The following is a 24,923-nucleotide window of genomic DNA, read 5'->3' on the forward strand; positions in this document are numbered from 1 at the left end:
TTATGTAACGAAATGTGATTCGTAAGACCATCTCATTCTTACGAAAAATTTACGTAAAATAGATACAGAGATAACGATTAATAAAACTCGATTGGAGATAGGAAACGGAAAAAACAAAGAAATGGGTAAGAAGAGGATGAAAACCGTAAACAAAAAGAGCATAGACTCAGCCATGCTCTTTGCTTTCGATTACCAATATGAGGAATGCGAGTTAGCTTGTTTTACCTAGCTTCAGAGACACAGGTACAACGGAGCCAACAGGCTGTTCACGCAGCATGGCTTGCTCTAGCATGCTCGCAACACGCGCCGCGATCTTGTCCGTGTCTTGCTCAATAGTCGTGAGTTCACGTGAAATACCAGGTAAACCATCGTAACCCACCACAGAGAAGTCATCAGGTAGCGTGTAACCGCGATCTTTTAGTGCCGCAATAACACCAAGTGCCGTTTCGTCACACTCACAAACAAAGCCTTGATAGCCCTCAAGCTGTTTTTTATCAATGTTCATGAAGTAACGATAAGCTGCGATTTCACCCAGTGGATCAGCGCCTGTTCTAAGCTCTCGAACAGGAAGTGCGTTGCTTGCCATCACCGACATGTAACCTTGATGACGGAACTGATAACCGTCGCCATAAGTCGTTGGCGTCACAAAGCAAATATCTGTTAAGCCTTTATCAACAAGGTGTTGCGTAGCTTCACGGCCGCCATTGAAATCATCTGGAGCCACCCAAAAAGAGCCTTCACTCATGCCGATACAAACGTAAGGCAAGTCCATCTCTTTACAGGTTTCAATGCGTGGGTCGTTGTGGGTAATACCAAGTAAAATAGCGCCGCCAACCTGCTCTAAATCCACTTCTCCAAAGCTTACTGGCAACAAGTTGCGTCCAGAATTACGGATGGAAGCAGACAAAGAAGGCCATAGCATACCGAGGTAACGAGAAGCGTAAAAATCGTGCGGACCAAGCGAAATTGCGATGGTATTTTTGTGACTACCAGTCAATTCACGTGCAGACGTGCTTGGTACATAACCCAACTCTTTGCATATATCGAGAATCTTTTTACGCGTTTTTTCGCTGATCCCCGGTTTATTATTTAGAGCTCGACTAACAGAAGCGATTGATACACCTGCAATTTTTGCAGCTTCGTGTATGGTCGCTTTCTTCAGTTCCGCATCAGTTTTTGGTGCACTCACGGCGCTCTCCTACGGCAAAACGTAAAATTTACGTTCATTATGTGAGTAAACAGAGAAAAAGCAAGCGAGAAATACGTAAAACGATAGCAAAGCGTAAACTTATGACTCATATGTCACATTTTGTATAAAACCAATAAGCACAAGCACAGACAAGGCCCATTCTTTTATAAAAACATCGAATAATCTGACAGTTAGAATAGAAACAAGATGAATATCAGCACAACAGACTGATAACGAACGTCGACAAAGCACTCAGAAACTGGATGTTTTTCTCGCACTGTCAGCTCAGAAATTACGTAAATCGATTTACGTAAACCTTATTGGGCTATCTGCGGGCGATGAAAACCGCTAAATACCAGTCTCAGCCCCTTCCCTAATACAACTGATGCTTTCTTCGCCTAAAGTCAGCGAATTGTGAAACTTCATCCACATCAGAAAATATTGCTAGTTGTTTTTCATTCCTCTCGACTATGATTCGCGCTCCTGTGTTTTGGTGATTTTTTAAATGAGAATTTATACCGCTATTATCACGGCAGCATTGGCTGCAACAACACTTATCGCTCCTGCACACGCAGACGATAAATTCACTTTAGGTCGTACTATCTTGCTTGAGCACGGTAACCTAGCTGCAAAAATCCCAATGGTGATTTGCCGCAACACCAACGCGATCAAAGTGAAAGCAGAGAAAGACCTAGAACTAAGAAAGGTCGTTGTGCGATTCCAAAACGGTGACGAGAAAACCATTCGCTTCCACCGTGATTTAAAGAAAGACAAGATGACCGATTGGCGTTACTTCGGTTACCGTCGCTGTGTGAAAAACATCGAAGTATACGGTAACTCAGAAGGCTCTAAAGCGGGCGTACGCGTTTACGGTAAAGAGAAGAACGATTAATCGTTACTGATCTCGACATTCAAAAGGGATGAGAATTAACCTCCTCTCTATGAATACAAAAATCCCTCGTCGATTGGCGAGGGATTTTTATTTTCAGTCATAAACGAAGAAAGCTCTTATTCTGGCGAAACCAATTCGGTTCCATTGACCGTAATTTCCACTTTACGCGCGGCTTGCTCGCGATGCTCTTGTTCAATGACTGACGTCTCAAGACGAATGTTGTCCGCTTTCACGCCATGCAAAATCAAGAAATCCGCCACGACTTTTGCTCGCTCTCTCGCTAAGTGATTGTTGTATTCCAGATAAGCTGGCTTACTATCGGCCCCTCCTGTTACCACCACTTCATAGCTTTCCAACTCAGTAATTCGACTGGCCAATTGCATCAATTGAGCTTCCATCTGTGGGTTGAGTGCTGCATCATCGTAGCTATAAACCGGACTGTTCTCCGCTAGAATCACGGTTTGCTCTTCTGGCGCATCTTCTATGTACTCAATAGGTTGCGGATCGTAACTGCTGCTCGACCACGGATGAAGCACCAAAGACAAGTTAACCTGACGCAACTGTTTGGTGTCTTTTTTGTCGTAGTACTGATCGAGCACACTGACATTAAACAGATTGTCAAATTGCAACGAGACGTCGATGTACTCACTTAAGGCATAGTAGCCACCCAACGACAGATACGGTGCCACGCCGCTAGTTTCTGTCGGTGAATCCAACTGTGGCTTGTCCATGTCGGCGTTGTAGATGTACCCACCCACACCAGCAAACAAACCACCATCGCGCCACAGTGACCATTTGTGTTTGGCGAGAATGTCCAAACCTTTCATGTCAAAACCATTGCCGTCCGATAAGCTGCGATAGCCTAACTCATAATCAAAAGGCTGCGTCGAGATACCTAAGCTGTACTTCAAACTGGTGATGTCGTTATCGTGCTTGTAAGGATCGTCTTTAAACTGAGCGAGTCCCCCTCCCACTTGAAAATACAACCCATTGGATACCAAAGTATCGATAACGCCTTTCTCGGGTTCGTCGACTTGCTGAGCCTCTTGTGCCAAAACTGGGGAGAGTGCAAAAACAGAAATCGCGAACAAAATCATTTGTTTGTAATTCACAAGCCTTCCCCTATAAGTAAGAAACGGTGTACACCACCATTCCTTCAAATTTCCCTTTCTTGATATTGTCAGGGTCAAAAGGCACCAGTTTGGCAAGATAACGATCATACCCGACTTGCTCTACTTCGTAGCCATCACCGACAGGCTCATTAAGTTGCACCTCTTCACCACTTGGGGTGTAAAGCTTGATGCCGTAGGATTTGATTTCTTTGCCGCTTTCGTCAAAGACAGGCACATAAGATCGGTTGGTCAGATCACGCACGTTATCAAAGTAGCCACGCAGCTTAACGGATGGGCAATCGGCTCCGTACTTTAAGTTGCGAACGATAATAGTGAGAGGGCGAGGCTCGGTTTGCACAATATCGTCCACACCAATGCGCCCGTAGTCGATGTTGTTGTTCTTGATCTCTAGCTCAACCAAACATTTAGAAGGCTTAAGAATGTCCATGTTCTGAATCACACTGCGATAGTTCGCGTACAATCCGTTATAGCCCAACTTCCCATCTACCTGAAAGATGTTGACTGGGGCGCTATAGCCGGTGAAATCCCCCGGCCCTGTAACAATAATGGGTTGGTACGTGATGGTTTTGGTTGTTCTAGTTCGCGATTCACAAACGTTGTTATCCTCAGCCTTACTGCAACTCGGCACAACAAAGCCTTCGACAGCCCTTTTCTCACCGTAAATATCTTGGCCGTTATAACGAAAGCCTACCTTAATGCCCGGAATGCTAGGCACCACGGTATCGCCCGTTTTGCCAGGCCAGAAGAACACTTGTTCAGAGAAGTCCTTCAGATCAGGGTAATTCGTCGCATCTTTATAACAAGTAACATTCACCGTCTGGGACGGGCCACGCCATACCACTTGCCCATCAGGGGCATCTATGGGTACCGATGCAGAAGGATCAATGTAGAAACTGCTTACACCGCCAGGACCACTACCACCAAAACTACCACCGGCTTCTGTGCTGTAGCAGGCTAACGCCCACGCATTGGGAGCAACTGAAAGCCCCGTAACGAGCAAACAAAGTGCTAGAAATAACGCTCTCATCATTACCCCTCACTTTCGTCTTTGGCCGTGCAAATGTTTTTTGAATTGCAGAAATAGGTGTTGCTCACCGTAGCACCATAATCATTGATGTGGCTTAACGTGTATCGGTCGCTTTTTTCTACTTTCAAGGTTCTGCTGGTAAACGGCGCCAGCATCACAGGGGTGAAACCCGTCGCGTCTTTCTTCGCTCTCCCCACCATCAACTCAGAGTAAGTCACGTAAAATGGCGAACCGTTTTCTACCAAGATCTTATTGCTGCCCGTGCGCTTAATTTTGGTCGCGCTCGCCACCGCTTTATCGACGCGCTTAATCTTGTCCAGACTGGAAGGTCGATAGAAAAATTTGATCACCGATTCAATTGCGATTTGGATAGAACCACTGGCGGTTTCTGCGACAGCATCATCGTGCTTGTCATGCTCCGAAGGCGGCACTTCGCGAACATGTAAGAAGTAAGCCGTTTCCCTGTCTTGCGGAAGCTGGGAAGCGGTTGGCAAAGATTTGATGCGCAACATGGCGTAATCTTTACTCTCGATTCTCAACACGGGTGGAACAACGATGAATTTGTCTTCTACATCCTTTCCATCCATGTCCGTCAACCAAGATTGCGCCAAGAATGGAATGTCAGCGGGGTTCTTTATTTTGACGGTCTCTACCTTTGAATTACCTTCATAAACCACACGAGTTCGGTCTAAAGCCAATGCCGCATTCGCTGATGCCGAGACCATCAAACAACACATGACGGCTAGAATTGATTTTTTCATAACTTCTCAACTACTGATTAATTATCACAATGAACGGAACGGATGACTTCTTTACTGTTTAGAATTGAGTCATCAATGATTAAGTGGCAGCTTTGGTTATCCCCCCAGCTCACACTGATTTTTGAATCGAGATTGACGCCGACCAGATAAGCTGTTGAGTCTTGCCCTACAATGCCAATCTCTTGATTGAGCTCGTCGTCAAACACCAATGCACCAAACGGAATGTCTTGTTCGCCTTGCAAGCGCGCCATAAAGTTGCTGCCTTGGCGGGCCTTAATTTTTTGATAGCCGATCGCACCTTCGGTCAGCACCATGCTCTTAACGCTGCCGAGCACCTCAACATCATCAGGTAGTGATTTGTAATCGATGGTGTTGTAGCTCTTTTGATAAGGCGTCACGCCATTGATCAGCGCCAAGCCAAACGCATTGGTCTCTTCGTTGTTACTACCGTTAATGGTGACGTCCGGTACATTCGAGTCGATAAGAATGCGCGACGTACCCGAGTTAAGTGCGCTGTAAGCCAAGCCATGTTTTGAAAGCAGCACTGTGCCCATCGCATTGGCGTTCACTTGGCTGTACGAATTGGTTTTGTAGCTGCCACCAACAGACGTCGACATGAATGAGAAATCGCGATTGTAGTTGCCACTTACGCCGTTGGATTCACCCTCATAAACATCGTAAGCAACGCGATAGTTAGAACCGTCATCGTTGTTGTATCCCGAGTAGGCGAGGTTTTGGGAGTAATCGCCACTACGTGAGTTGGTTTGAACCGAGACAGTGTTGCTGCCACCGATAGGAATAGAGATCCCCAATGACCAGCCTTTTTCGTCAATGCTTGGCGAGTACTCATTAATGCCCGACTCGTAGTCGTAACTGATGTATGAATCGTTCGACTTGTACAGGTTCATCGTTAAGTAGAGGTCGATCCCGTTGATCTTCAACGGATGCGAAATATTGACGTCGTAACGAGAACTGTCGCGGCGATTGTCCCAATAGTTGTTTGAGGTATAAGACAAATACGCACTGGTCGAGCCGAAACTCTGGGTTAGCGCAATGTACTTTTCATCTTTGCGGTTGTTGTTCGCGGCATAGACGATGGAAGAAGTGCGGTCATCATAAGACTTCAAATACTCATCAAATTCGTAGTATTGCTCTTCCGAAAATCGGTAGCCTGCGACACGTAAACCCAAGCCAAAGTCGGTCAGCGTGTTGTTGTAAGTAAAGCCATAAGACAAACCAGAGGCATCCGTGTCGTCACCTAATTTCGCCTGCGCAGAAGAAATATCGAATGAAGCCGCCCCGAAGTAATTCAGGTTGATACCACTACCGAAAGTGTAAGATTGGTAATCTTCAGAGAGCAGCGTTGCAGAGAACAACGACAGGTAGTTGTTGACACCATAGGACGCTTCGGCGGAGAAAAACTCTGGCGTGTGCTCATAAGCATCACTGTCCGGTACGCCCGCGGAAACGCTATAACGCACGTGATTAGGTCGAGTTAGGTACAGCACATCTGCACCGTTCACTTGGTAACGTTGAATCATCCCGTCGGCTTGTTTGACCTCAACATCCAACGTACCTTGAGATGCTTGTGACAGGTCATCAATCAGATACGGCCCCGCATTCACATTCACTACTTTAAGTACGTTGCCTTGCTGGCGAATGGTGATCACCGCATTGGTATTGACCGTGCCAGAGACCACTGGCGAGTAACCGCGCAAGTTCGATGGCAACATTTGGTCATCGCTTTGCAGACGAACCCCCGTCATTTGGAACGAGTCGTACACGTCCGAGCCAAACTGGGTATTACCGAACGTCAATTTCGATTTAATGCTGCGGATCGGCGCGTAGCCATACAATGAAGTAAAGTCACCCGAGTAGTTGTTAGATGCTTGGTAATTTGCTCGAAAGCGAAACGCTCCGGCATTTAGCCCAACAATGCCATAGGTGGATAGATCGTCATTCCAACCGTTCTCATCGTCTTGTTGGCTAGAAAAGTAGTTAACGTTGTAATCCAGATAGAGCGCGGCGATGCCATCGTCCCATAAACGATCAGGTACAAAACCATATTTGTACTCATTGGCGATGTATTCTTGAGGCGTCGTGATGTCTAAACGTGCTTTACCGAGATCGGACGTGACTTTGGTATAGCCGACATCTTCAAACTGATAACACACACCACCATCAACTGAAATCGCGTTTTCTTTGTAGACTTTATAACCACGCTCGCTAAGAGGAAGGCTGTCCATTAATGCATCAGAAATGCAGGGTTTATTGTTATTAAATACAATATTTTCTTTGGTTAAGAACTCCCCATTAATATAAACCTCTAGCTCATATTTACCGTCTTCCACAAAGTTCGCATTCGAGAATTTGCTTAAATCGACACTATTTTTACTTCTTATAAAATAATCATTGAAGCTGGTCGCGTAAGAAAAAGAAGGAAAGGAAAGTACAATTATTAAACCGAGTAAATGACGACGCATTTTATCAACCAGTGTTTTTTATTAGAACGAGAGCTTTGGCTAAACAGCCAAAGCTCTCTCGGCAACTGCTTATGGGTACGTTACGCGTAGTAGCGCCCAAGATTCTGCAACACCCGCTGTAACAGGTGTTGCTGTTACGTCTACGTTTGCTTCATACGCTGCAGAGAAAGACGCGATGTTTGTGCCGTCTACGATTACGTTGCTTGCCGCTACGTCACCGTTGTCGATTGGGTTACCATCGTGAAGGATACGTACGCCAACGCCCGTTGCACCGCCTTCAACGCTGAATAGGTCGCCAGTGGTATCTGGGTTAGAATCGAATGTGAATTCCGCTTTTGTTGCCACAGTCGTATCACAATCCGTCAACTTCACTTGGAAAGGCACTGGTGTAGAGCGGTCACCTTTTGCTTTAAAGATGTGCGTTGGCTGTTGACCAAGTTGGATTGTCTGATCGATGCTGTCTGGTGATAGACCACATGCTGATTCTACGATTTCACCTTTGAAGTAAACGTTGGTCGTGTTTTCTGCCAAAGCAGGCGTTGCAGACATCAGTCCAAAAAGAAAAGTAGCTGCGATTGATGAGCGAATGAATTTAGCTTTCATTTTTAAATCCCGTGTATTTTTAGCGAATAAATGCAGACAAGAAGTGATGACTTCTTATCGTTGCAATTTAGTTTTTAATAAATGTGTGGATGGAATAGTTTTATTTCCAACTCGATGTGTTTGTAGCGTTTAACAAACGTTATGATTTTTGGTTAGCGTGAATTTTATTAAGTTCTAAACCATTAATTCTCCCTAAATTATTCGCTCCTTTTCATCAAGAAATGCTGCATTCTTGTTATGAGCCTATATTTTTAATTACCTGTTCCTAATAAGATTTATCCAATTAAACGTTGACCCGAACTATAAAGTTATTATTGGGTGTACGATCCGTGAACATTACGCGCGATTTGAGTGGCTCCACGAACGAATCGTAAGCAGCTCACCCAATACATAATCGGCCCCCGCGGAATAAACACCGGTACTCGCTCCGACTTCTTCAAGTTGGAACACTCGTACTTGCTTAACGGTTTTCTTTTCTGGCGCAACCATTAAGAAAAGCCTTGCCCGACTGGCGTACAACAACTCAATCAATCGCTCAATGCTAGACAGCAAAGCCGAATAACTGAGACTCTCGGTATGCATGAGAATGAACGCGTCACCTTCGACTCGGTAAGTCAAGGAAGCTAAGGCACTCCCACCAACGGACCATTGCTCCGTCGACTCTTTGCCATTGAGAAAGCGTTCATACTCTGTCAGTGAACAAAGCTGTCTTAAAAACTGACGACCACTGCCCTTTTCGTTCAAACGTCGCCACTTCCCCTTTCCTTCAGGGAGCGGGACAAGGCCAAAGTTGCCATGACGATAACGCTCGAACCTTTTGATCAATTGAGGCTTGGTCGGAAAGCAGCATGTCTTGAGTTCATCTACACTGTTTTCAAGTACTCTGAGAATCTGAACCATCCGCTCTGCTGTGGGTTGGACTTTCTCACTTTCCCACCGAGAGAGCGCATTAACATCGAGCCCAACAAACAAAGAGAAAGGGAAATGGCGTAAGCGATCCACCAGCTCTCTTTGCGACCAACCTCTTCTCTTTCGTGCCTTTCGAAGGTGTTGAGAAAAGTTCGACTCCACCTTTACCTCCACATGCCTTAATTGACTTATGAATCAAACAGTTAAATAGGCATAACAAAGTTAAGCAATATGGGCATGCTCTGTCGGTTTGAATTTGAACAAGGGTAGAATATGCCCCGAATTGAGCGAGGTTATATTCCTGAAAAATAAAGGGAAACGCTTAAAATCGGCATTTTGATTCAATGGTAAAGAACAATTGCCCAATTTCAGAAAAAGGTGTGTAGCACGTAGTACCATTCCTACAGGAGTGAGGGCAAAAGCGTGCAATCGACCTACTAACAGACGTCAAAAGTTGCCTCTCATTGCGAGAGTTTGGGGCTTGAGATACTGGGATGCCTGAGGTCGCGTTGGCTTCCTCAACCTATAAACGAGAAGGTCGTTGTGTTATTCGCTACGCGAAGAAATAGTCAAACAGCCGCAATTGCGCCCGCTTAGTATCTTCATCTGAAATACCGATATACCTTAGCGTTGTCGAAACAGACTGATGGCCGATAATGGTCGCTACTAGGCCAATGTCCATATCGCTTGAGTGATAAAGGTGACGTGCGAATATTTTCCTCAGGCTGTGACAGCCGATTTTGTACTGACGCAACTCATCAATACATCGAGATAAGCACGAGAAGACACTCCAACAAGCCTGACGCGAAATAACGCCTCGCTGTCTTTTAGCTCGATTACTGGCTAGGGTAGAACGAGAAAAAATCAGACCGTTATCCTTGTCTTGCCACATTCTTCGGCGTTTCTTCAGTGCGGTTAAAGTACGCGGGCTAAGATAAGCGATGCGCTTTTTCACCGGCGCGTTTTTCGTTGCTTCTTCCAAACGTGCTTGGACGCTGTTCTTCCAACTACGAGGCACTAACCCCGCTACGTTTCGGTAATCACACACGTACACTGAGAGCAACTTGGTATGATCTCGTTTGTAGTAGTTGAGCAATTCATTTTTGATGCTTTTTAATACTTTATGTCGCGCTCTTGCTTGTCGCGCCAGCGTTCCTTTACTCTCAATCACCACCACTTCACCCGATTCGAAATTAATGTTGTCGTAGCCCAGTTTGGTGATGTCGGTAATTCGTAATCCCGTTTCAATGCCTATTCGCCAAATTAGCCAATAGACTTCATCGTGGTGTCGCTTCAGGTATTTTTCTGCTTTCTTTAAAATACGCTTGTCGCTAATTGCCTGCACGGTACTCATGAACATACCTTCCATTACGTTATAATTATTAATATTAAATATAGCTCAAGCAGTAATAAGCATTTGAGTTAATATTACTTACTGTTATTAATCTCAATTGCCATGGTTATATTTGTTTCTATACCATTAATTTAATTGATGTATTAATTGAATAATTCCAATCAAGTGATTTATCAGTCGCTTTCACTATATCAATTTGATTCAAGCCCCTCACAGTGACGATTTGATAAGTAAATTCATGTATTAATTCGATAATTTATCTGGATTCATAACTATATTGATTTTTTACTCAGAAAGATGGCGGTTTATTTGGTGATATGAACGGTGTGAAATTGTTTTGTAGCGCATTTTTTGTGATCTACTTCTCATGACAGTTTTATTGAACCGACATCACACACGCTCTCGAAGTGTCGTTGAGTAAGTATTCGGCAATGGAAAGCCAAACCTTTATGCGCAAACCAATGCAAACCAATGCAAACCAAACAAAAAAGGCTCCCAATTGGGAGCCTTGAACATTCTATAGGGAGTAAAAAGTGGTTTCGATTACTGCGCTTGTTGCTGCTTCATCGCTTCTAACTTTTTAAGCTGCTCTTGTTGACGCTTCTCTAGCGTCGACTTTTGCTCTGCGGTTAGAACATTGTAGATATCGTGCTGTGCTTTCAGTTGAGCCAGCTGCGTATCTAGCTGTTTTGCATGCGCTTGTTGGATAAGTTGCTTAGCTTTTGCTTCATCAAAAGAAGACGCTTTCACTAGCTTCTCGAACTGCTTCGCGCTTTCTTGTACTGCTTTAGGATCCTGCTGACCCGCTAGTTTGCTGCTTAAATTGATTTGAATTTCTTCAATCTTCGCTTGTTGATCAGCCGTAATGCTCTCTAAACCGAATGGTTTTGGCGCTGCAGGTTGAGTTGGTGCTGCTTCTGCAAATACATTTGCGCTGCTTAGTAGTAGAATCGTCGACAATAGGTAGCGTTTCATTGGGGGAACCTTCATTAACTTCAGTTTGGAGTTAGGTGAGACTCAATCGATACCACATGGTTTCCTGTACCGGACAAATATGAGACTTTCCGTCACAAAAATAAGCAAAGACTGATATGACAAAAACGACAAATAATTTCCAATTTCCTTCGTCTTTTTCTTTTGTCCGTCGTCTTAGTCATTGTTTAACCGTAATTTAAGAGCCTATGTTTACCTTTAAACCTGCAATCATCGAGATTGATCATCACCAAATCACCCTTTCACCTGACGACCAAAATCTGGTTGAGGTGGCACGCAAGGTCAAAGTGAATATCGCCGCACCTTGTTTGAAGAACAAACGTAAACACGGTTGCTGTCATGTATGCAAAGTGGAAGTGGACGGTGAGCCTCGTTACGCTTGCAAGGTAAAACCTAAGTCGGGGATGAAAGTCGTGGTGCGTCGCCCTGATCTTGATGCGGCAAGAAAAGAAGCCGTTAAAGCGTATAAGCAACAAATAAAGACAGGCGAAACCACACCTTGCCAGTGCGGTTAAAACAGATAACCGAGTTTACCTTACCGCGCAAAAACAAAAGGGCGACACGAATGTCGCCCTTTTTGATGATTATTGTTGCGGATTTAATATGATGGTGGTGCGTTTGGCTCTGCTACCAAAGGCTTGTTTCGCTTTCGCCCTCACCTCTTCTAACGTAACGCTTTGCGCTGCTTTATCAACGTCCAGCAAGACATCAAGCCCGTAATCATGCACTAAGTAGCGAGTGTATGACCAACTGCGCTGTCCCGGATTGTCATCCATATCTTTCATAGACACAGCAAGTTGTTTAGCGGCCGTATCGACTTCTTTTTGCGTGATGTTTTTCGCTAGACCATCAAAGATTTTATCCAGCTGAGCGTCCATCTTGTCGACGTCTTTTGGAGCGATTTGTGATTCAAAGAACCAATCAGAAACCTGTTCTCTATCTTGTGTAATTGGGTAGATGCCAGGGCTGTAGTCCAAGCTTGCTTCTTCACGTAATTGTGCGGTAACACGCGCAGCAGCGATGCGTTGCAGCATGTCTTCAACCACCGTGTCACGCGCCATTCTCGGTGACTCACGCTCATTGGTTAAACGCAGCAAATACAGCGAAGATGGCTCGTTACCTGCGGCCATGACCAAACGACTTTTCGCATTGGGATCAAACTCAATATGGTAATCCACGGGCGAGGCCGCTTTTAGATCAATCGATGCCACATACTTACGTAGCAGCGGTGTGATCTGCTCAGGCTCGACATCGGCTACGATGATCATTTTGTAACCGTAGTTATGCTTGAACAAGGCTTCGTGCATCGCAAACACTTGCTCCGGTGTGACGTTCTCTGCGCCATTGATGGACAAAAGGCGATGGCGACTGTTCGGCAAATATGCGTTTTCATTTGCGGCCTTAATCCACTGGCCCATTGGTGATTCAAAGAAAGCGCGTCGCTGTTGGACGTATTCACGTTTTACCGCTTCGAGTTGACGCTCATCGACTTTGATTTCCGTCGCCACGTTATACAAACCATTCATGGCACTGGCTAAATGTGCTTTGGGTGTGATGACCTCAATACCGTGATTCGTTGGCCCAAGGATCGGGAAGAGTGAAATGTCGTTTTTGCGTAAGTAGCTGTCGAGTTCAGAGCCTGAGAACCCCCCCAACCCACTGCGTGCCGCTGCCATGGTCGCCACTTCAAACGCAGGATAGAGTGATTTATCAAGCGCAGCCTTACCACCTTGGCTAGCTAAGTAAATGTAGGCTCGGTTCGCCGCTTTCTCATCTTTCTGGAACCAAACTTCGATGCCATTTGAGAGTGAATAAACTTGGAAACCGCCTTTCTCTTCTCGAACGGCGGTGATGTCACCTTCTTTAGTTGGCTGAATAAAACCATCGGTTTTCGCGTACATCTCAAGCGGCTTTTCACCGGCTTGTGCGTAAGCTGCGCTTAACAACGCAAACTCACCTGCGAACTGTTCTTTGTTTTCCGTTCTACCTAACCCCACCACAAAATTCGCCGGTTCCGATAACAGGGCTTCTAGCTCATCGTTCGCGTGGTTAAGGTCATTGGCAGCGACAAAGGTGGCTAAGCTTTGCTCATACCCTTGTTTGGATTGCGATACTGAATCTCGCTCCAATTGATAGACTCGCGCTTCTGCATAACCAGCGGGCTTTCGCTTCGCCCAATCAGCGTCTAGGTTAGACAGTTCGCCATACCAACCCGACATCACGCCATCCAGTTCCTCTTGAGTCACACCGTAATCACGCAGCGAGGTCAGTGTATTCAAGAAGATTTGTTGGATATTGTCACGGCGTTCAGGGGCAAAAGACACCCCTGCCGACATCATGCGATGATAGTTGGAAGAATAAGGTTGCGCATAAGCGTATTGGAACGATTCGGCCGCATCATTCAACACTGTGAGTAAGCGTTGTTGGATCAACTGAGCACTCAACTCATCTTGCCAAGCTTTGTGTTGTTGCTGCATGGTTTGTCGAGTAACAGAATCCCGATCGATGACCAAATGCAGGCTCGGTGATTCCATCTTACTGCTTGGTAAAATGCGATTAGCGTTATTCACTCGAATATCACGACGCTTCTCTACTGCCGCATTAGAAACGCTTTCCCAATTAGAAAATTTGTTCTCAATGATCTTTGAGATGGATTCGACATCAACATTACCTGTGACAATTAGCTCAGCGTACTGCGGCTGATACCACTTGTCATAGAACGCTTTTAGCGCTGGCGATGTCGTGTTTTCTATTGAGCTGCGCGTGCCAATCGGATCGTGTTCTGCATAAGGCGTGCCTTCAATAGAAGCTTGGTACGCGTTAAAAGATAGCGATTTATCATCAGGCCGCGCGCGACGCCATTCCCCTAAAATCACCCCTTTCTCTTTTTCTACCTGCGTTGGGTCGAACTCGATGCCGTCACTGATATCACGCATCCACGTTAACGCATCATCCAGTTTACTCGGATTAGCAAGATCAAGCTTATAGGTCGTCTGTTGATAGGTCGTCGTGGCATTAATATCTGCACCAAAGCTGCCGCCTGATGCTTCAAACAGCTTTACAACATCATTGCCAGAAAAGTGAGTGCTGCCGTTGAACGCCATGTGCTCAATAAAGTGCGCGTAGCCTTTTTGAGTCGCGTCTTCTTGGAAGGAGCCAACGTTCATCAGCAAACGTACTGAAACTTCTTCATCTTGGGTTGGATAAATGTGGTATTTCATCCCATTAGGCAGTTGATCAACGTACCAATTCGGATCGGTTTGAAGCGGTGTCGATTGGGGAGTCAGAGCACACCCTGACAGCAACAATGCGGTGAGTAACAACGTGCTACGCATAACTATCGTCCCTAATAATAATCAATTGAGGCAATATATCGAGCACGCCATATGCTTGATATTTAATATGAAAACTACGCCTGAATAGTAAGACCTAGCTCACATTTTATAAAATGAGAAGGTTTTACAACGTCTTAGATAACACTTCGCTACTAATCAAGTTAGCGCAAAAAGGCAAACCACATTGTTTAATATTTGCGCACTGAAGTTAATGCGACTCAAATACGCGACATAGATCGGAATTTATTTTGACCACTAAAATATAATGTTCGCGCGAAACACCCATTTTTATAAATATAAGAGCCAACGATACCTTTATGCTTAAGAATTTATCTTTGAAGAACAAGCTGGCGATTTCTGCCAGTGCTGCCATCATCCTCGGGGGAGTGTTGGTGGAGGGGCTGTCTTTCCGTGATGCTTTAGAGCGACTTGATGTTGAGGTCGCCCAACGTCTAGAAAGTACCAGCGCATCTTACAATCAATATGTGAGCGATTGGCTGCTATCGAAAGAGCGCGCACTCACATCACTGTCACAAGATACTGAGAAATCCGCCATTGTGACCCACCTAAAACAAGTTCGTGATTCTGCCGCGTTTGATAACGTCTTCCTTGCTTATCCAGATGGTTCTCAAGACAACGCGAACGGTGTTGTCCTTCCACCAGGTAACGACGACCCTCGTCAATGGGGTTGGTACACCAACGCAATCGCAAACCCTTCGAAAGTCTTTATGGACAACCCTACTGTCGCCGCAGCAACTGGCGCGAACGTGGTGTCTTTGGGTAAAGCATTGCAGCTTCACGGTCAAACCAGCGTGCTAGGTGCAGACGTGGAAATCGGTGACATCCTAAATAGCCTGAACCAAGTGATTCTGCCCGGCGAAGGTTATATGTTTATCGCCAACGACCAAGGCAATATCTTCACCCACAATGACAGCAAGCTGCTTAACCAACCTGTCAGTAAATTAGGGCTGAACAACAGCGATATCACAGCGGCAGCAAGTTCTGGTCAAGATCGTACCGTGTCCATCAACGGCAAAGACTTCGTGGTTTACGCGAAAGCCATCGACGGCACTAAACTAACAACGGTCACGGTTCTGGATAATGACTCTTTGGTTGCCCCACTTTACGACGCAGTTTGGGGCCAAATCATCGCGACAACGATCGTAGTGATCATCTGTGTGGCCTTGTTTAACCTGCTGTGTAACATCCTATTCCGTCCGCTTTACAACGTTTCTAATGCTCTATCGCAAATCGCTAATGGTAGCGGTGACTTGACTCAGCGCATCAAAGTCGAGAACCGTGATGAAGTGGGTGAATTGGCAGAGAACTTCAACCAGTTTGTTGCTAGCCTTCAGCAACTTATCGGCCACATTCGTCACCAAGCGGAAGACTTGAATCATCAGTCAGAGCTGAGCACCAAACGTGCAAACCAATCCGTTGACGAGCTAAACCACCAGCAACAAGAAATCACGCTTGTGGCAACGGCAGTAACGGAAATGGCCTCTGCGACGCAAGAGATCGCTTCTCACGCTGAGCAAACGGCTAAAGTGGCACAGGACTCTTCCGTGAGCACGCAAAATGGTCATTCGTTGGTCGTGAACACCAAAGACTCGATCAACAACCTGTCTTCGGAAGTGAACCAAGCCAGCGGCGTGATCAGTGAACTAAACCAGCACGCTCAAGACATCAATACCGTGCTGTCGACCATTCGTGACATTGCAGAGCAGACTAACCTACTTGCCTTGAACGCCGCGATCGAAGCCGCGCGCGCAGGCGAACAAGGCCGTGGGTTTGCTGTGGTTGCGGATGAAGTTCGTGTTCTATCGCAACGCACTCATACATCAACAGAAGAGATCAAATCCACCATCGAAACGCTGCAGCGCACAACTCAGCGTGCTGTTACTTTGATGGAACGCAGCTCTGAACTGGCAGTAGGCTCGGTAGAAGATGCTGACCGTGCTTCTCAAGCGCTGGATGAAATCAACTCGGCAGTGGCGATGATCAGCGATATGGCGACCCAAATCGCCACCGCCGCGGAAGAGCAAACCCACGTGACCAATGAAATCACCCAAAACGTTACTTCAATCAAAGACGTGACGGACCACTTGGTTATCGGTGCAGAAGAGTCGATGAATCAGTCATCTGAGTTGAAGTCTCAAGCAGAAGATCTCAACTCGAAAGTGGCAACCTTCAAACTGGCGTAATACCCACTTCAACCATTAATTTCAAACCCCGTCATGTTGCGGGGTTTGTTGTTTTTCCCGCCTGTAAATTCGGCTTAATTTGACCCGAAAGCCCCGAATAACCGTACATAAAAGCAACACAATCAACATTATCGCCTATCAACATCAGTAAGTTCCTCAGAGAACAAGATAGGCAAAACTTTTAGGGAAACGGCTTTTCAACCTTATTCAGAAACTTTTGAAGGGGTGCGCTTATGAATCTTATGGACCTACCCAAAAAACGGGGCAAATGGAACCTAGAGCTGTGCAAGCAAAGTGCAGCAAAATTCAAGACTCGCACGGAGTGGTGTGAAGGATGCAAAGCGGCTTATAGCGCGGCGTATCGCAACGGCTGGCTCGACCAATGTTGCGCTCATATGCAGCGCGTTGGCTTAAAATGGACGTACGAAAAATGCAAACAAAGCGCCTCTAAATACAAAACACGCTCCGCGTGGAATCATGGTTGTAAGAGCGCTTACCATGCCGCCAGAAAAAACGGATGGGTAGAAGATTGCTGCGCCCACATGCTCCCTTCTCGGACTGGGAAAAAATGGACATTTGAAACCTGCGCAGAAAACGCCAAACGGTACAAAACTCGATCCGATTGGCAGCGCGGATGCAGCGGCGCTTACAACGCGGCTAACCGCAATGGGTGGTTAGAAGACTGCTGTGCCCACATGAAACCAATCGAACTTAAGTGGAACTTATCAGCCTGTATACAAAGCGCCCGACCATTCAAAACTCGTACGGAATGGATTAGCCATTGTAAGAGCGCCTATCAAGCGGCAAGAAACCGAGGGTGGCTAGAGCAATGCTGCGCTCATATGGGCGAACCAAGAACACAAAAGAAATGGACGCTCGATGCCTGTATGAGAAGCGCGGCAGAGTACAAAACACGAACAGCGTGGCAAGAAGGATGCAGCGGAGCCTACTTCGCCGCCCACCGAAATAATTGGATGAAAAGGTGCTGCGCCCACATGCGTTCTGCACGTTCAAAATGGACGCTTAAGATCTGTAAAGGCAGCGCGTCCTACTTCTCAAGTAAACGAGATTGGCTGCGCTGTTGTCGAGGCGCATACAACGCTGCTCACCGTAACGGTTGGCTTGCAGAATGCTGCTCACACATGGAGAGACCGCGAGCAGCATGAGGAAACTACTTCGCAGCCGCGCCTGTGAGCTTACTCAGCACACCACTGACTTTGGTCAACACCTCGTCACACCCTTCAATCTTGTGGCGCTCTTTTAGATACATAGGGTTGTTGTAAGCGAGCCAAGTTTTGCCTTCTGCATCTTCATAAACCAGCACTTTTTGCGGCAAATCGATCGCCACCTCTTGGGCGCATTGCATCAGCGGCGTGCCCACTTTTGGGTTACCAAACACAATCACTTCGGTTGGTCTTAGATCCATATCGACCTTAGCCGCATTCTCTTGGTGATTCACACGCGCAAACACGTTTAAGCCCTTACTTTGCGCGATTTCGACAAACTTATTCGCCGTATCTTGCACCGAGTGTTGACTCGCAACTCGTACCACACTGTCTTCTGCCAAAGAGGAAAATGACGCCAACACTGCGACCAATCCTACTGTTATTGCTTTTACCATCTGCTGATTCCTTATGCTTCGATGTCACTACTCAAAAACTATAGAAGCCAAGACCCAGACTCGCGACTTGTACGTGTTTGATTTTCGGCTTTCCTTATCAACAACAGACCGACTCAGAGTGAAAATTGATTCAGATTAATAAAGCGTTAATCAGTCCAACATTAAAACCGTGAAGCACATAAAATACGTGACCTATTTTACTGAGTAAGAGATAACTAGTGACACGCGATCAATTTGAGTTATTAGCCCCGGGCGGCGATCTGGATTCCATCAAAGCAGCCATTGCTGCGGGTGCCGATGCTATCTACTGCGGACTAGACCGTTTTAATGCCCGCAACCGAGCGACCAACCTCACTTTAGATAACTTGAATGGCGTGCTGACGCTAGCTCATCAGCACAACTGTAAGATCTTCCTGACTCTGAACGTATTGATACTGGAAAGCGAAATCCCAGCCATCGTGCGTTTGCTCAGCCAGTTAAACACCACCGCAATTGATGGCGTGATCGTGCAAGATCTTGGTTTGGCTTACATTCTCAAGAATCATTTCCCAGATCTAGACGTACACGCTTCAACTCAGCTCAACACGCACAACGAAGGACAGATCTTGTTCCTTAATCAGCTGACGGCAAGCCGTGTGAACCTCTCTCGTGAACTGAACATCAATGAGATCAAGCACCTGGCTCAGTTTGGTCGTGAGCATGACGTGATGATGGAAGTGTTTGTGCATGGCTCTTACTGCATCGGTTTCTCAGGCATTTGCTACATCAGCTCTGCACGCAACGGTGCTTCGGGCAACCGTGGTCGCTGCAGCCAGCCTTGTCGTGAGCAATACGAAACCACCAAAACAGGCAACAGTTACCCACTCAACATGAAGGACAACTCGGCATTTGGCGATTTAGAAGCACTCGCTGATGCAGGCGTGTATTCGTTGAAAGTGGAAGGCCGCATTAAGAAATCCCACTACGTGTACACCGTGGTCGATAACTGGCGTAAACAGATTGACCGCTTGTGTGATGGCATAGAACTGTCGAACGACACCACAGAGTTGTACACCGTATTTAACCGCGATTTCTCTAACGCGTTTTTGCAAGGTGATTTCGGTAAAGCTATGTACATCGACAACCCTCGCGATCACGCCGTAAAACACTTCTCGAAGATCTACAAATGCGAATCCGCCGATGATGTGCAAGGCGTGAAGAAGAAGCTCTACGACGACAAAACCGCAATCATTGAGAAGGTTGCAGAGAAGACTCAAGATTTTGATGTGACTTCAACGCAAGCCTCTGGCAGCAGCCTAAAAGGCGCGATTGATGTACCGACTTTGCCGACGCTACCTCAACCAGATATGCGCGAAGGCGCTCCGAAGCTATCTGTCTTGATTTCATCAGTAGAAGACACCGCACTATGCGAAGACAGCAATGTCGATGTGTATTTCCAGCTACCAATGGGATTGGCGGGTGAACTGAATGCGATGATTGAGTTGTTCCAAGCAAACCCAAGATTGAAACCTTGGTTCCCTGCAATTTTGATTGGCGACGATTACCAAGCCTCACGTGCATTCTTAGAAGCAGTGAAACCAGAATTGTCGATCACCAATAACTCTGGCGTGGGCATGTTGGCTCAAGAGCTAGGATTAGGTTGGGTTGCTGGCCCGCAGATGAACACGGTGAACTCCTACTCATTCAAATGTTTGCAAGAAGAATTCGCCGCAAGCGGTGCGTTTATCTCTAACGAGCTGAACATGAAGCAGATGCGCCACATTAAGCGCCCGCACAATATGCGCAGCTACTACAGCATTTACCACCCGAACACTCTGCTGACTAGTCGCCAATGTTTGTTCCAACAAACCGAAGGTTGCCGCAAGATTAAGGTCAACAAAGGTTGTTTGAAGCGTTGTGACAAGCGCACATCGATCATCAACCTAAAAGACAACCCGTATGTGGTACAAAAACAAAAAGGCAGTCACAACTCGATCTACAGCGAGCACAACGTATTGAACCTGCAAGTACTGCAGGATTTGCCGCAGCTGTTAACTGACGTGTTGATCGACCTACGCGACATCCAGACAGAAACTAAAGTCACGATGACCAAACCTGAATTGATCGATGCCTTTACCGCTCTGTTGAATGAACATAATGAGCAGCATGTTGAAGCACTTAATACCGTGATTCACCCAACGGCAAACGCTCAATACTTGAAAGGCTTGTAACGGAATCTCATCAGATTCAACCGCACAATTTATGGAAGACTTATGCACCCAATGAAGCGAGAAACACTGAGCTACTTTGATGATTTGAACTACAACGTGATGGCGCAAACGGAAGCGGTTTATGAACTCAAACAAAACCGCACGGGTTTAACCGTTGAGCTTAACTTTTCAGCGCTTGGTAAAGGCAAATTGCCCGAAGAAAGCGAACAAAGAACCGATAAGAAGCTGTATTTCATTGATATTGAAGACATTGAGCGCATTGGGTTTGAAGCTCTCGAACCCTTCGTGGTTGGGCTTGGTGAGCATTGCTCTATGGTGGTGTTTGAAGAAGAGTTCTTTGAACAAAGCATGAAAGAGATGTGGATGTTCCTATCGAACGATCCGCGTGATCGTGATGTTTTCAACGACAGTAAGTTTTATCGCGCTTAACCCTTTCAAGCCGATTTTGCTCTTGATTTTTACCTCTTGGATGGCCGCTTTGAACACCAAAATCGCCATCCAATTTATCACTTTATCCCGCTTATTCTGACTCTGTACCAGCCTATTTTTGGGCTCAAGATCCACTTTTCTCATCGTATTAGCAGTTCATTTTATTCGCCCCAACAATGCTCTCCTACCCAACCAAAAGCATCAATCAAGTAAATACTCTAGCCACCAATAATTGACACCAATATTCATCCCAATCAATAAATTATCTCAACTTATAAACCTAAGTGCATATGGTGATTTTTTTCTGAATCGGCCTTCAAATTTTGAGTTGTTTCTTTTCATTTGTAACTGGATGTAAGCAAAAAATATGAGTAATTTCGGCAGTGGTTAGATCAAGGGGCTTCCCTCTCTTTGTGACGTTTGCTTAGTGTTTGAAGTCCTCGCCGGAAATCACCCACGAATAGAAAATCAACAAGGACAGTCACTTAGCTTTTTAAAGCAAGTGATGAGGATTCAACAATGAAGAAAACAACAATCAGTTTGATGGTAACAGCGGTGCTCATGGGTTCCCCAATCATGGCCACCTCTGCACTCGGCGCAACACAAGAAAACATCATAACGGCCGCTCAAAGCGAGTCAGTCTCTGCCACGATAACCGTGCCACAGGTTGACCAGTGGTACTCACAAGCGCAGGTCGATTTGAAGAATATCTCAGGTCAGCAATTAGACTTGGCGGACGCAGAGATTTGGGTTACCTCAGACAAAGACGCGACGGTGAATAGCTCATGGGGTGCACCTTTTAATGTCAGCAGCCCTGCTCCTAATACGTTTGTCTTTACTCATGACAGCACGTCACAAATTCTAAACGATGGTCAAACAGCTCAAATCTTCTTTGGTCTTAATGCCAGCAATGGTGATTACATCGATGGAAACGACGTGCATGTCGAGAAGGTGATCATAAAGAATGATCCTACGCTTCAAGGCAAGATCACCTTACAGGCACCAAGTGCACCACATGCCAGCCTAGCCGCAGCCTCGATTTTGGTCGAGGGTGAGAACTACAGTGAGACCGTGTCTGTGCCGTGGGGAAGCAGCTTTGTTCTAGATCACCTCCAAGATGGCGAGTACCAAGTCACCGCGCAAGATGTAACGAGCGAAATGGGGATTGCCCACGCCTCCTCGCCAACCTCAACCGTGACTGTCGATAGCGATGCAACACAGCCTAGTGTCTCCGTGCAGTACGATGCGTTTATCTACTACGCGACCATCTCGCTCACCATGCCTGCACTGGACGGCATTACGGCAAGCCTAACCACAAATGCCACAGTGAAAGCGGCAGGCACGCAAGACGTTGAACGCAGCCTAGTGGTGCCATTTGGCGGCGAGATCGACATCAGCAAACTGCTTGATAACCACAAATACGATCTCTCCTACTCACCTATTACGGTGAACAACGTGCTTTACCACCCGAGCGACAACCTCGATGTAATGGTCAACAAAGACACGGCGACAGAAATCAGCACCAACATCGTTGAAACGCCGATCGCGAGTGACGATTTCACTACCGTTCAAGCGAGTGTTGTCGACTTACCTCAAGAAGCGATGCCAATTGTGCTCAACCTTGTCGCGAAAGATGGCTCTAGCCGCTACAGCTACGAGATTACTAGCTCGCCATTCACTTTACCTGACGACGTTAAACCGGGTGAGTACGATATCCAAATCGATTCGGTATTTGCTGGAGATACACGTTACGCCTATGACGGTGATGACTCTGTCTCTGTCATGCACAGTGATGCTCCGTTGTTGCTAACGCTGCCATTCCGCGAAGCGATGAGCCTTGCAGTCAAAGGCTTCCCAGACTACGTAGCAAACGGCACGGTGACGAACGACAGCGAACAAACCACCAATGAAATCGGCGCAACCAAGGTCAATGCCATCTTCAAATATGCGGGCTTGAGTGGCTCTGGTGATCCGGGTGTGATCTTGGCGAAAGACGAGCTTCCGCTGCATAGAACCTACGCGAACGCACAAAGCGCTTCAGAGCTTTCAGGGCATCACGTACTGCCAGTGATGGTGGTTTACACTGCAAACGCAAGTGGTGGTGCAAGTTGGACAGACTTAGTTGATGATGAATTGCTCTACAAACATTACGCGACCTTCATTACTCAAGCCATTGCGGCGCAAGAGTACGCGGCTGGTGATGGCAGCTCGCCAATGTCGTTTGTACTTAACCCTGACTTCTTAGGTGAACTACAGAAAAACCCAAGCCATGTGGACGATCTAAACCAAGCGGGCGCGGTCAATGTGAATGATCAACTCGCTCGTGCGTTGGATTACATGAAGACGGCCTACGGTTATCAACCACCAGTAGCCGTTCCTCAATTCGAGAACACACTGAAAGGCTACATTGCGTCACTCAACTTCATCATGAATGGCTTAGCAGAAGACGTAACGTACGGCTGGCAAATCAACTTGTGGGCGGTAGGCTCTGCCAACTGGATTCACCAGACCGACGACCAATCAGCTGACAAAGGCCAAGAAGTGGCGAACTTCGTCAACTCGTTGGATGTTTACACTGGCACTTACCAACCAGATTACATTGTGTTCGACAAATATGAGCGTGACGGTTTCGGCTCAGAAGCGATAGCGAACTACGCGTACAACGCCACCAGCTGGACGCGTTACCTATCGTATGTGAAAACCATCAGTGATGGCGTTGAGTCTCCGGCCATGATTTGGCAAATCCCAGGTGGTCACATGCCGACTCAAAATGAAGGTAATACACTGATCAACGTAGAGCATGAGGCGTCTGGCGGCTCTTACTTTATGGGTGATGCGCGGATCGGAACGGACATCAACAACGTACGTACTGGCCTACTCGACAAGCAGCTCAATCCAACCACTTACAATGGTGCGAGTAACGTTCGCGAATTGTTAGAAAAAGACGCGGGCTACGACTGGTCTCATGTGGCTATGCAAGATCTACCAACGAGCAACGTGTTTGCCTTACTTTGGGGTGGTGGCTCAACTACGGCGGTAGTTACCATTGGCTCGAACGGCACGGACAACGGCTGGCTAGACAACAAAGTCGACGCTTACGCACAAAACCCAACGTGTTTGGTTGGCAACGATTGTGACGGCTCAATTTGGGGCGGTGACGGCGGCGATAAGCCACCAGTCGACAATAATCCACCAAGCGTTTCACTGTCTCCGAACTATCAGGTGAACAGCGGCGAAAGCGTAACCATTACGGCTAACGCTTCTGATCCGGATGGTGACTCGATTAGCTATCAATGGGAGGTTCCTTCTGACCTAACGGTTGTCGGCGACGCCAATAGCGACACACTAGTGGTAACGGCTCCGGTCACAGACCCAGACCTCACCTTCACGATTTCATTGCAGGTTTCTGATGGCGAGCTAAATGCCTCAGATTCAACGTCATTGAAAGTCGTTGGTGATAACAGCGGTGGCGGTGATGGCATTTGTGCCGACATCCCAGAGTTCGAGCAAAGACAGTACCAACCGGGCGAACAAGTGACCTACCAAGGCAGCTTGTATAAAGCCGACCGATGGACAGACTCAACGCTGACTCCGGCCGACCCATACTCAGGCTGGACGTTGATTGATAGCTGTTCGTAACCGTCTGATTAATCAGCGTTAACCATCCAAATTCATAACATTCGATACCGTCTTGATAGGCGGTATCTTTTTTTGTTTGGTTTCATTTATTCCAAGGTCACTCTAAATCTCGCATTCTGTTCTAGACTAATAGAAACCCGT

Annotated in this window: 18 protein-coding genes; 7 read left to right on the forward strand and 11 right to left on the reverse strand. The window is 46.5% G+C overall.

Features of this window, described 5'->3' with window-relative positions:
- Nucleotides 1–211 precede the first annotated feature (211 nt).
- Nucleotides 212–1,189: a LacI family DNA-binding transcriptional regulator gene (locus tag KJB05_RS27310; RefSeq protein ID WP_005434280.1), complete on the reverse strand. Its 978-nt coding sequence runs from the start codon at nucleotides 1,187–1,189 to the stop codon at nucleotides 212–214.
- Nucleotides 1,190–1,694: 505 nt separating this feature from the next.
- On the opposite strand from KJB05_RS27310, the gene KJB05_RS27315 reads away from it, so the two are divergent.
- A complete protein-coding gene (locus KJB05_RS27315) occupies nucleotides 1,695–2,081 on the forward strand; it encodes a DUF2541 family protein (protein ID WP_005434277.1) in 387 nt (128 codons plus the stop codon).
- A gap of 116 nt (nucleotides 2,082–2,197) precedes the next feature.
- Here the strand turns inward: KJB05_RS27315 and KJB05_RS27320 are convergent, their stop codons facing one another.
- From KJB05_RS27320 to KJB05_RS27355, 8 genes are all read right to left on the reverse strand, one after another.
- Nucleotides 2,198–3,193, reverse strand: a complete 996-nt coding sequence (locus KJB05_RS27320; protein WP_208445373.1) for an OmpA family protein — start codon at nucleotides 3,191–3,193, stop codon at nucleotides 2,198–2,200.
- 10 nt (nucleotides 3,194–3,203) lie between these two features.
- Nucleotides 3,204–4,244 (reverse strand): adhesin, encoded by a 1,041-nt coding sequence (locus tag KJB05_RS27325; RefSeq protein WP_208445374.1) that lies wholly within the window; start codon nucleotides 4,242–4,244, stop codon nucleotides 3,204–3,206.
- On the reverse strand, nucleotides 4,244–5,002 hold the full coding sequence (locus tag KJB05_RS27330; RefSeq protein WP_039974007.1) for a molecular chaperone: 759 nt from the start codon (nucleotides 5,000–5,002) through the stop codon (nucleotides 4,244–4,246). The genes KJB05_RS27325 and KJB05_RS27330 overlap by 1 nt, the downstream gene beginning before the upstream one ends.
- Before the next feature lie 17 nt (nucleotides 5,003–5,019).
- Complete coding sequence (locus KJB05_RS27335) at nucleotides 5,020–7,485, reverse strand: fimbria/pilus outer membrane usher protein (protein ID WP_208445375.1); 2,466 nt, start codon at nucleotides 7,483–7,485, stop codon at nucleotides 5,020–5,022.
- 69 nt (nucleotides 7,486–7,554) lie between these two features.
- Nucleotides 7,555–8,088, reverse strand: coding sequence for a fimbrial protein (locus KJB05_RS27340; RefSeq protein ID WP_009706582.1), 534 nt, complete (start codon nucleotides 8,086–8,088; stop codon nucleotides 7,555–7,557).
- Nucleotides 8,089–8,424: 336 nt separating this feature from the next.
- The gene (locus KJB05_RS27345) at nucleotides 8,425–9,171 is read right to left on the reverse strand and encodes a helix-turn-helix transcriptional regulator (RefSeq protein WP_306301440.1); all 747 of its coding nucleotides are present in this window, start codon (nucleotides 9,169–9,171) and stop codon (nucleotides 8,425–8,427) included.
- A gap of 379 nt (nucleotides 9,172–9,550) precedes the next feature.
- Nucleotides 9,551–10,351, reverse strand: coding sequence for a tyrosine-type recombinase/integrase (locus KJB05_RS27350; RefSeq protein WP_038894649.1), 801 nt, complete (start codon nucleotides 10,349–10,351; stop codon nucleotides 9,551–9,553).
- Nucleotides 10,352–10,894: 543 nt separating this feature from the next.
- Nucleotides 10,895–11,326: a Spy/CpxP family protein refolding chaperone gene (locus KJB05_RS27355; RefSeq protein WP_009706585.1), complete on the reverse strand. Its 432-nt coding sequence runs from the start codon at nucleotides 11,324–11,326 to the stop codon at nucleotides 10,895–10,897.
- A 206-nt stretch (nucleotides 11,327–11,532) separates the two neighbouring features.
- On the opposite strand from KJB05_RS27355, the gene KJB05_RS27360 reads away from it, so the two are divergent.
- A complete protein-coding gene (locus KJB05_RS27360; protein WP_005434274.1) occupies nucleotides 11,533–11,859 on the forward strand; it encodes a 2Fe-2S iron-sulfur cluster-binding protein in 327 nt (108 codons plus the stop codon).
- A 69-nt stretch (nucleotides 11,860–11,928) separates the two neighbouring features.
- Here the strand turns inward: KJB05_RS27360 and KJB05_RS27365 are convergent, their stop codons facing one another.
- Nucleotides 11,929–14,679: a M16 family metallopeptidase gene (locus tag KJB05_RS27365; protein WP_208445376.1), complete on the reverse strand. Its 2,751-nt coding sequence runs from the start codon at nucleotides 14,677–14,679 to the stop codon at nucleotides 11,929–11,931.
- A gap of 317 nt (nucleotides 14,680–14,996) precedes the next feature.
- On the opposite strand from KJB05_RS27365, the gene KJB05_RS27370 reads away from it, so the two are divergent.
- Entirely contained in the window at nucleotides 14,997–16,883 is a 1,887-nt protein-coding gene (locus KJB05_RS27370) for a methyl-accepting chemotaxis protein (RefSeq protein ID WP_208445377.1), read from the forward strand.
- 233 nt (nucleotides 16,884–17,116) lie between these two features.
- Nucleotides 17,117–18,049, forward strand: coding sequence for a hypothetical protein (locus KJB05_RS27375; RefSeq protein WP_208445378.1), 933 nt, complete (start codon nucleotides 17,117–17,119; stop codon nucleotides 18,047–18,049).
- 5 nt (nucleotides 18,050–18,054) lie between these two features.
- Here KJB05_RS27375 and KJB05_RS27380 read toward each other — a convergent pair whose 3' ends face one another.
- Nucleotides 18,055–18,504, reverse strand: a complete 450-nt coding sequence (locus KJB05_RS27380; protein WP_045484240.1) for a DUF302 domain-containing protein — start codon at nucleotides 18,502–18,504, stop codon at nucleotides 18,055–18,057.
- A 218-nt stretch (nucleotides 18,505–18,722) separates the two neighbouring features.
- Here KJB05_RS27380 and KJB05_RS27385 point away from each other — a divergent pair, with 218 nt between their 5' ends.
- The 3 genes from KJB05_RS27385 (at nucleotide 18,723) to KJB05_RS27395 (ending at nucleotide 24,782) form a co-directional block, all read left to right on the forward strand.
- Nucleotides 18,723–20,714 (forward strand): peptidase U32 family protein, encoded by a 1,992-nt coding sequence (locus tag KJB05_RS27385; protein ID WP_208445379.1) that lies wholly within the window; start codon nucleotides 18,723–18,725, stop codon nucleotides 20,712–20,714.
- Between the two features lie 42 nt (nucleotides 20,715–20,756).
- A complete protein-coding gene (locus KJB05_RS27390; RefSeq protein ID WP_208445380.1) occupies nucleotides 20,757–21,143 on the forward strand; it encodes a hypothetical protein in 387 nt (128 codons plus the stop codon).
- A gap of 519 nt (nucleotides 21,144–21,662) precedes the next feature.
- Nucleotides 21,663–24,782 carry a hydrogenase expression protein gene (locus tag KJB05_RS27395; protein WP_208445381.1) on the forward strand — a complete coding sequence of 1,040 codons (3,120 nt, stop codon included), beginning with the start codon at nucleotides 21,663–21,665 and terminating at the stop codon, nucleotides 24,780–24,782.
- Nucleotides 24,783–24,923: the final 141 nt, after the last annotated feature.

Source organism: Vibrio sp. B1ASS3 (assembly GCF_905175355.1).
GTDB classification, from domain to species: domain Bacteria; phylum Pseudomonadota; class Gammaproteobacteria; order Enterobacterales; family Vibrionaceae; genus Vibrio; species Vibrio owensii.

Bases quoted from the DNA above. Each gene is read 5' to 3' on its own strand.
- KJB05_RS27395 (WP_208445381.1), top strand. From the start codon at position 21,663: ATGAAGAAAACAACAATCAGTTTGATGGTAACAGCGGTGCTCATGGGT.
- KJB05_RS27380 (WP_045484240.1), bottom strand. From the start codon at position 18,504: ATGGTAAAAGCAATAACAGTAGGATTGGTCGCAGTGTTGGCGTCATTT.
- KJB05_RS27315 (WP_005434277.1), top strand. From the start codon at position 1,695: ATGAGAATTTATACCGCTATTATCACGGCAGCATTGGCTGCAACAACA.
- KJB05_RS27325 (WP_208445374.1), bottom strand. From the start codon at position 4,244: ATGATGAGAGCGTTATTTCTAGCACTTTGTTTGCTCGTTACGGGGCTT.
- KJB05_RS27330 (WP_039974007.1), bottom strand. From the start codon at position 5,002: ATGAAAAAATCAATTCTAGCCGTCATGTGTTGTTTGATGGTCTCGGCA.
- KJB05_RS27355 (WP_009706585.1), bottom strand. From the start codon at position 11,326: ATGAAACGCTACCTATTGTCGACGATTCTACTACTAAGCAGCGCAAAT.
- KJB05_RS27340 (WP_009706582.1), bottom strand. From the start codon at position 8,088: ATGAAAGCTAAATTCATTCGCTCATCAATCGCAGCTACTTTTCTTTTT.
- KJB05_RS27335 (WP_208445375.1), bottom strand. From the start codon at position 7,485: ATGCGTCGTCATTTACTCGGTTTAATAATTGTACTTTCCTTTCCTTCT.
- KJB05_RS27360 (WP_005434274.1), top strand. From the start codon at position 11,533: ATGTTTACCTTTAAACCTGCAATCATCGAGATTGATCATCACCAAATC.
- KJB05_RS27365 (WP_208445376.1), bottom strand. From the start codon at position 14,679: ATGCGTAGCACGTTGTTACTCACCGCATTGTTGCTGTCAGGGTGTGCT.
- KJB05_RS27375 (WP_208445378.1), top strand. From the start codon at position 17,117: ATGAATCTTATGGACCTACCCAAAAAACGGGGCAAATGGAACCTAGAG.
- KJB05_RS27370 (WP_208445377.1), top strand. From the start codon at position 14,997: ATGCTTAAGAATTTATCTTTGAAGAACAAGCTGGCGATTTCTGCCAGT.
- KJB05_RS27390 (WP_208445380.1), top strand. From the start codon at position 20,757: ATGCACCCAATGAAGCGAGAAACACTGAGCTACTTTGATGATTTGAAC.
- KJB05_RS27350 (WP_038894649.1), bottom strand. From the start codon at position 10,351: ATGAGTACCGTGCAGGCAATTAGCGACAAGCGTATTTTAAAGAAAGCA.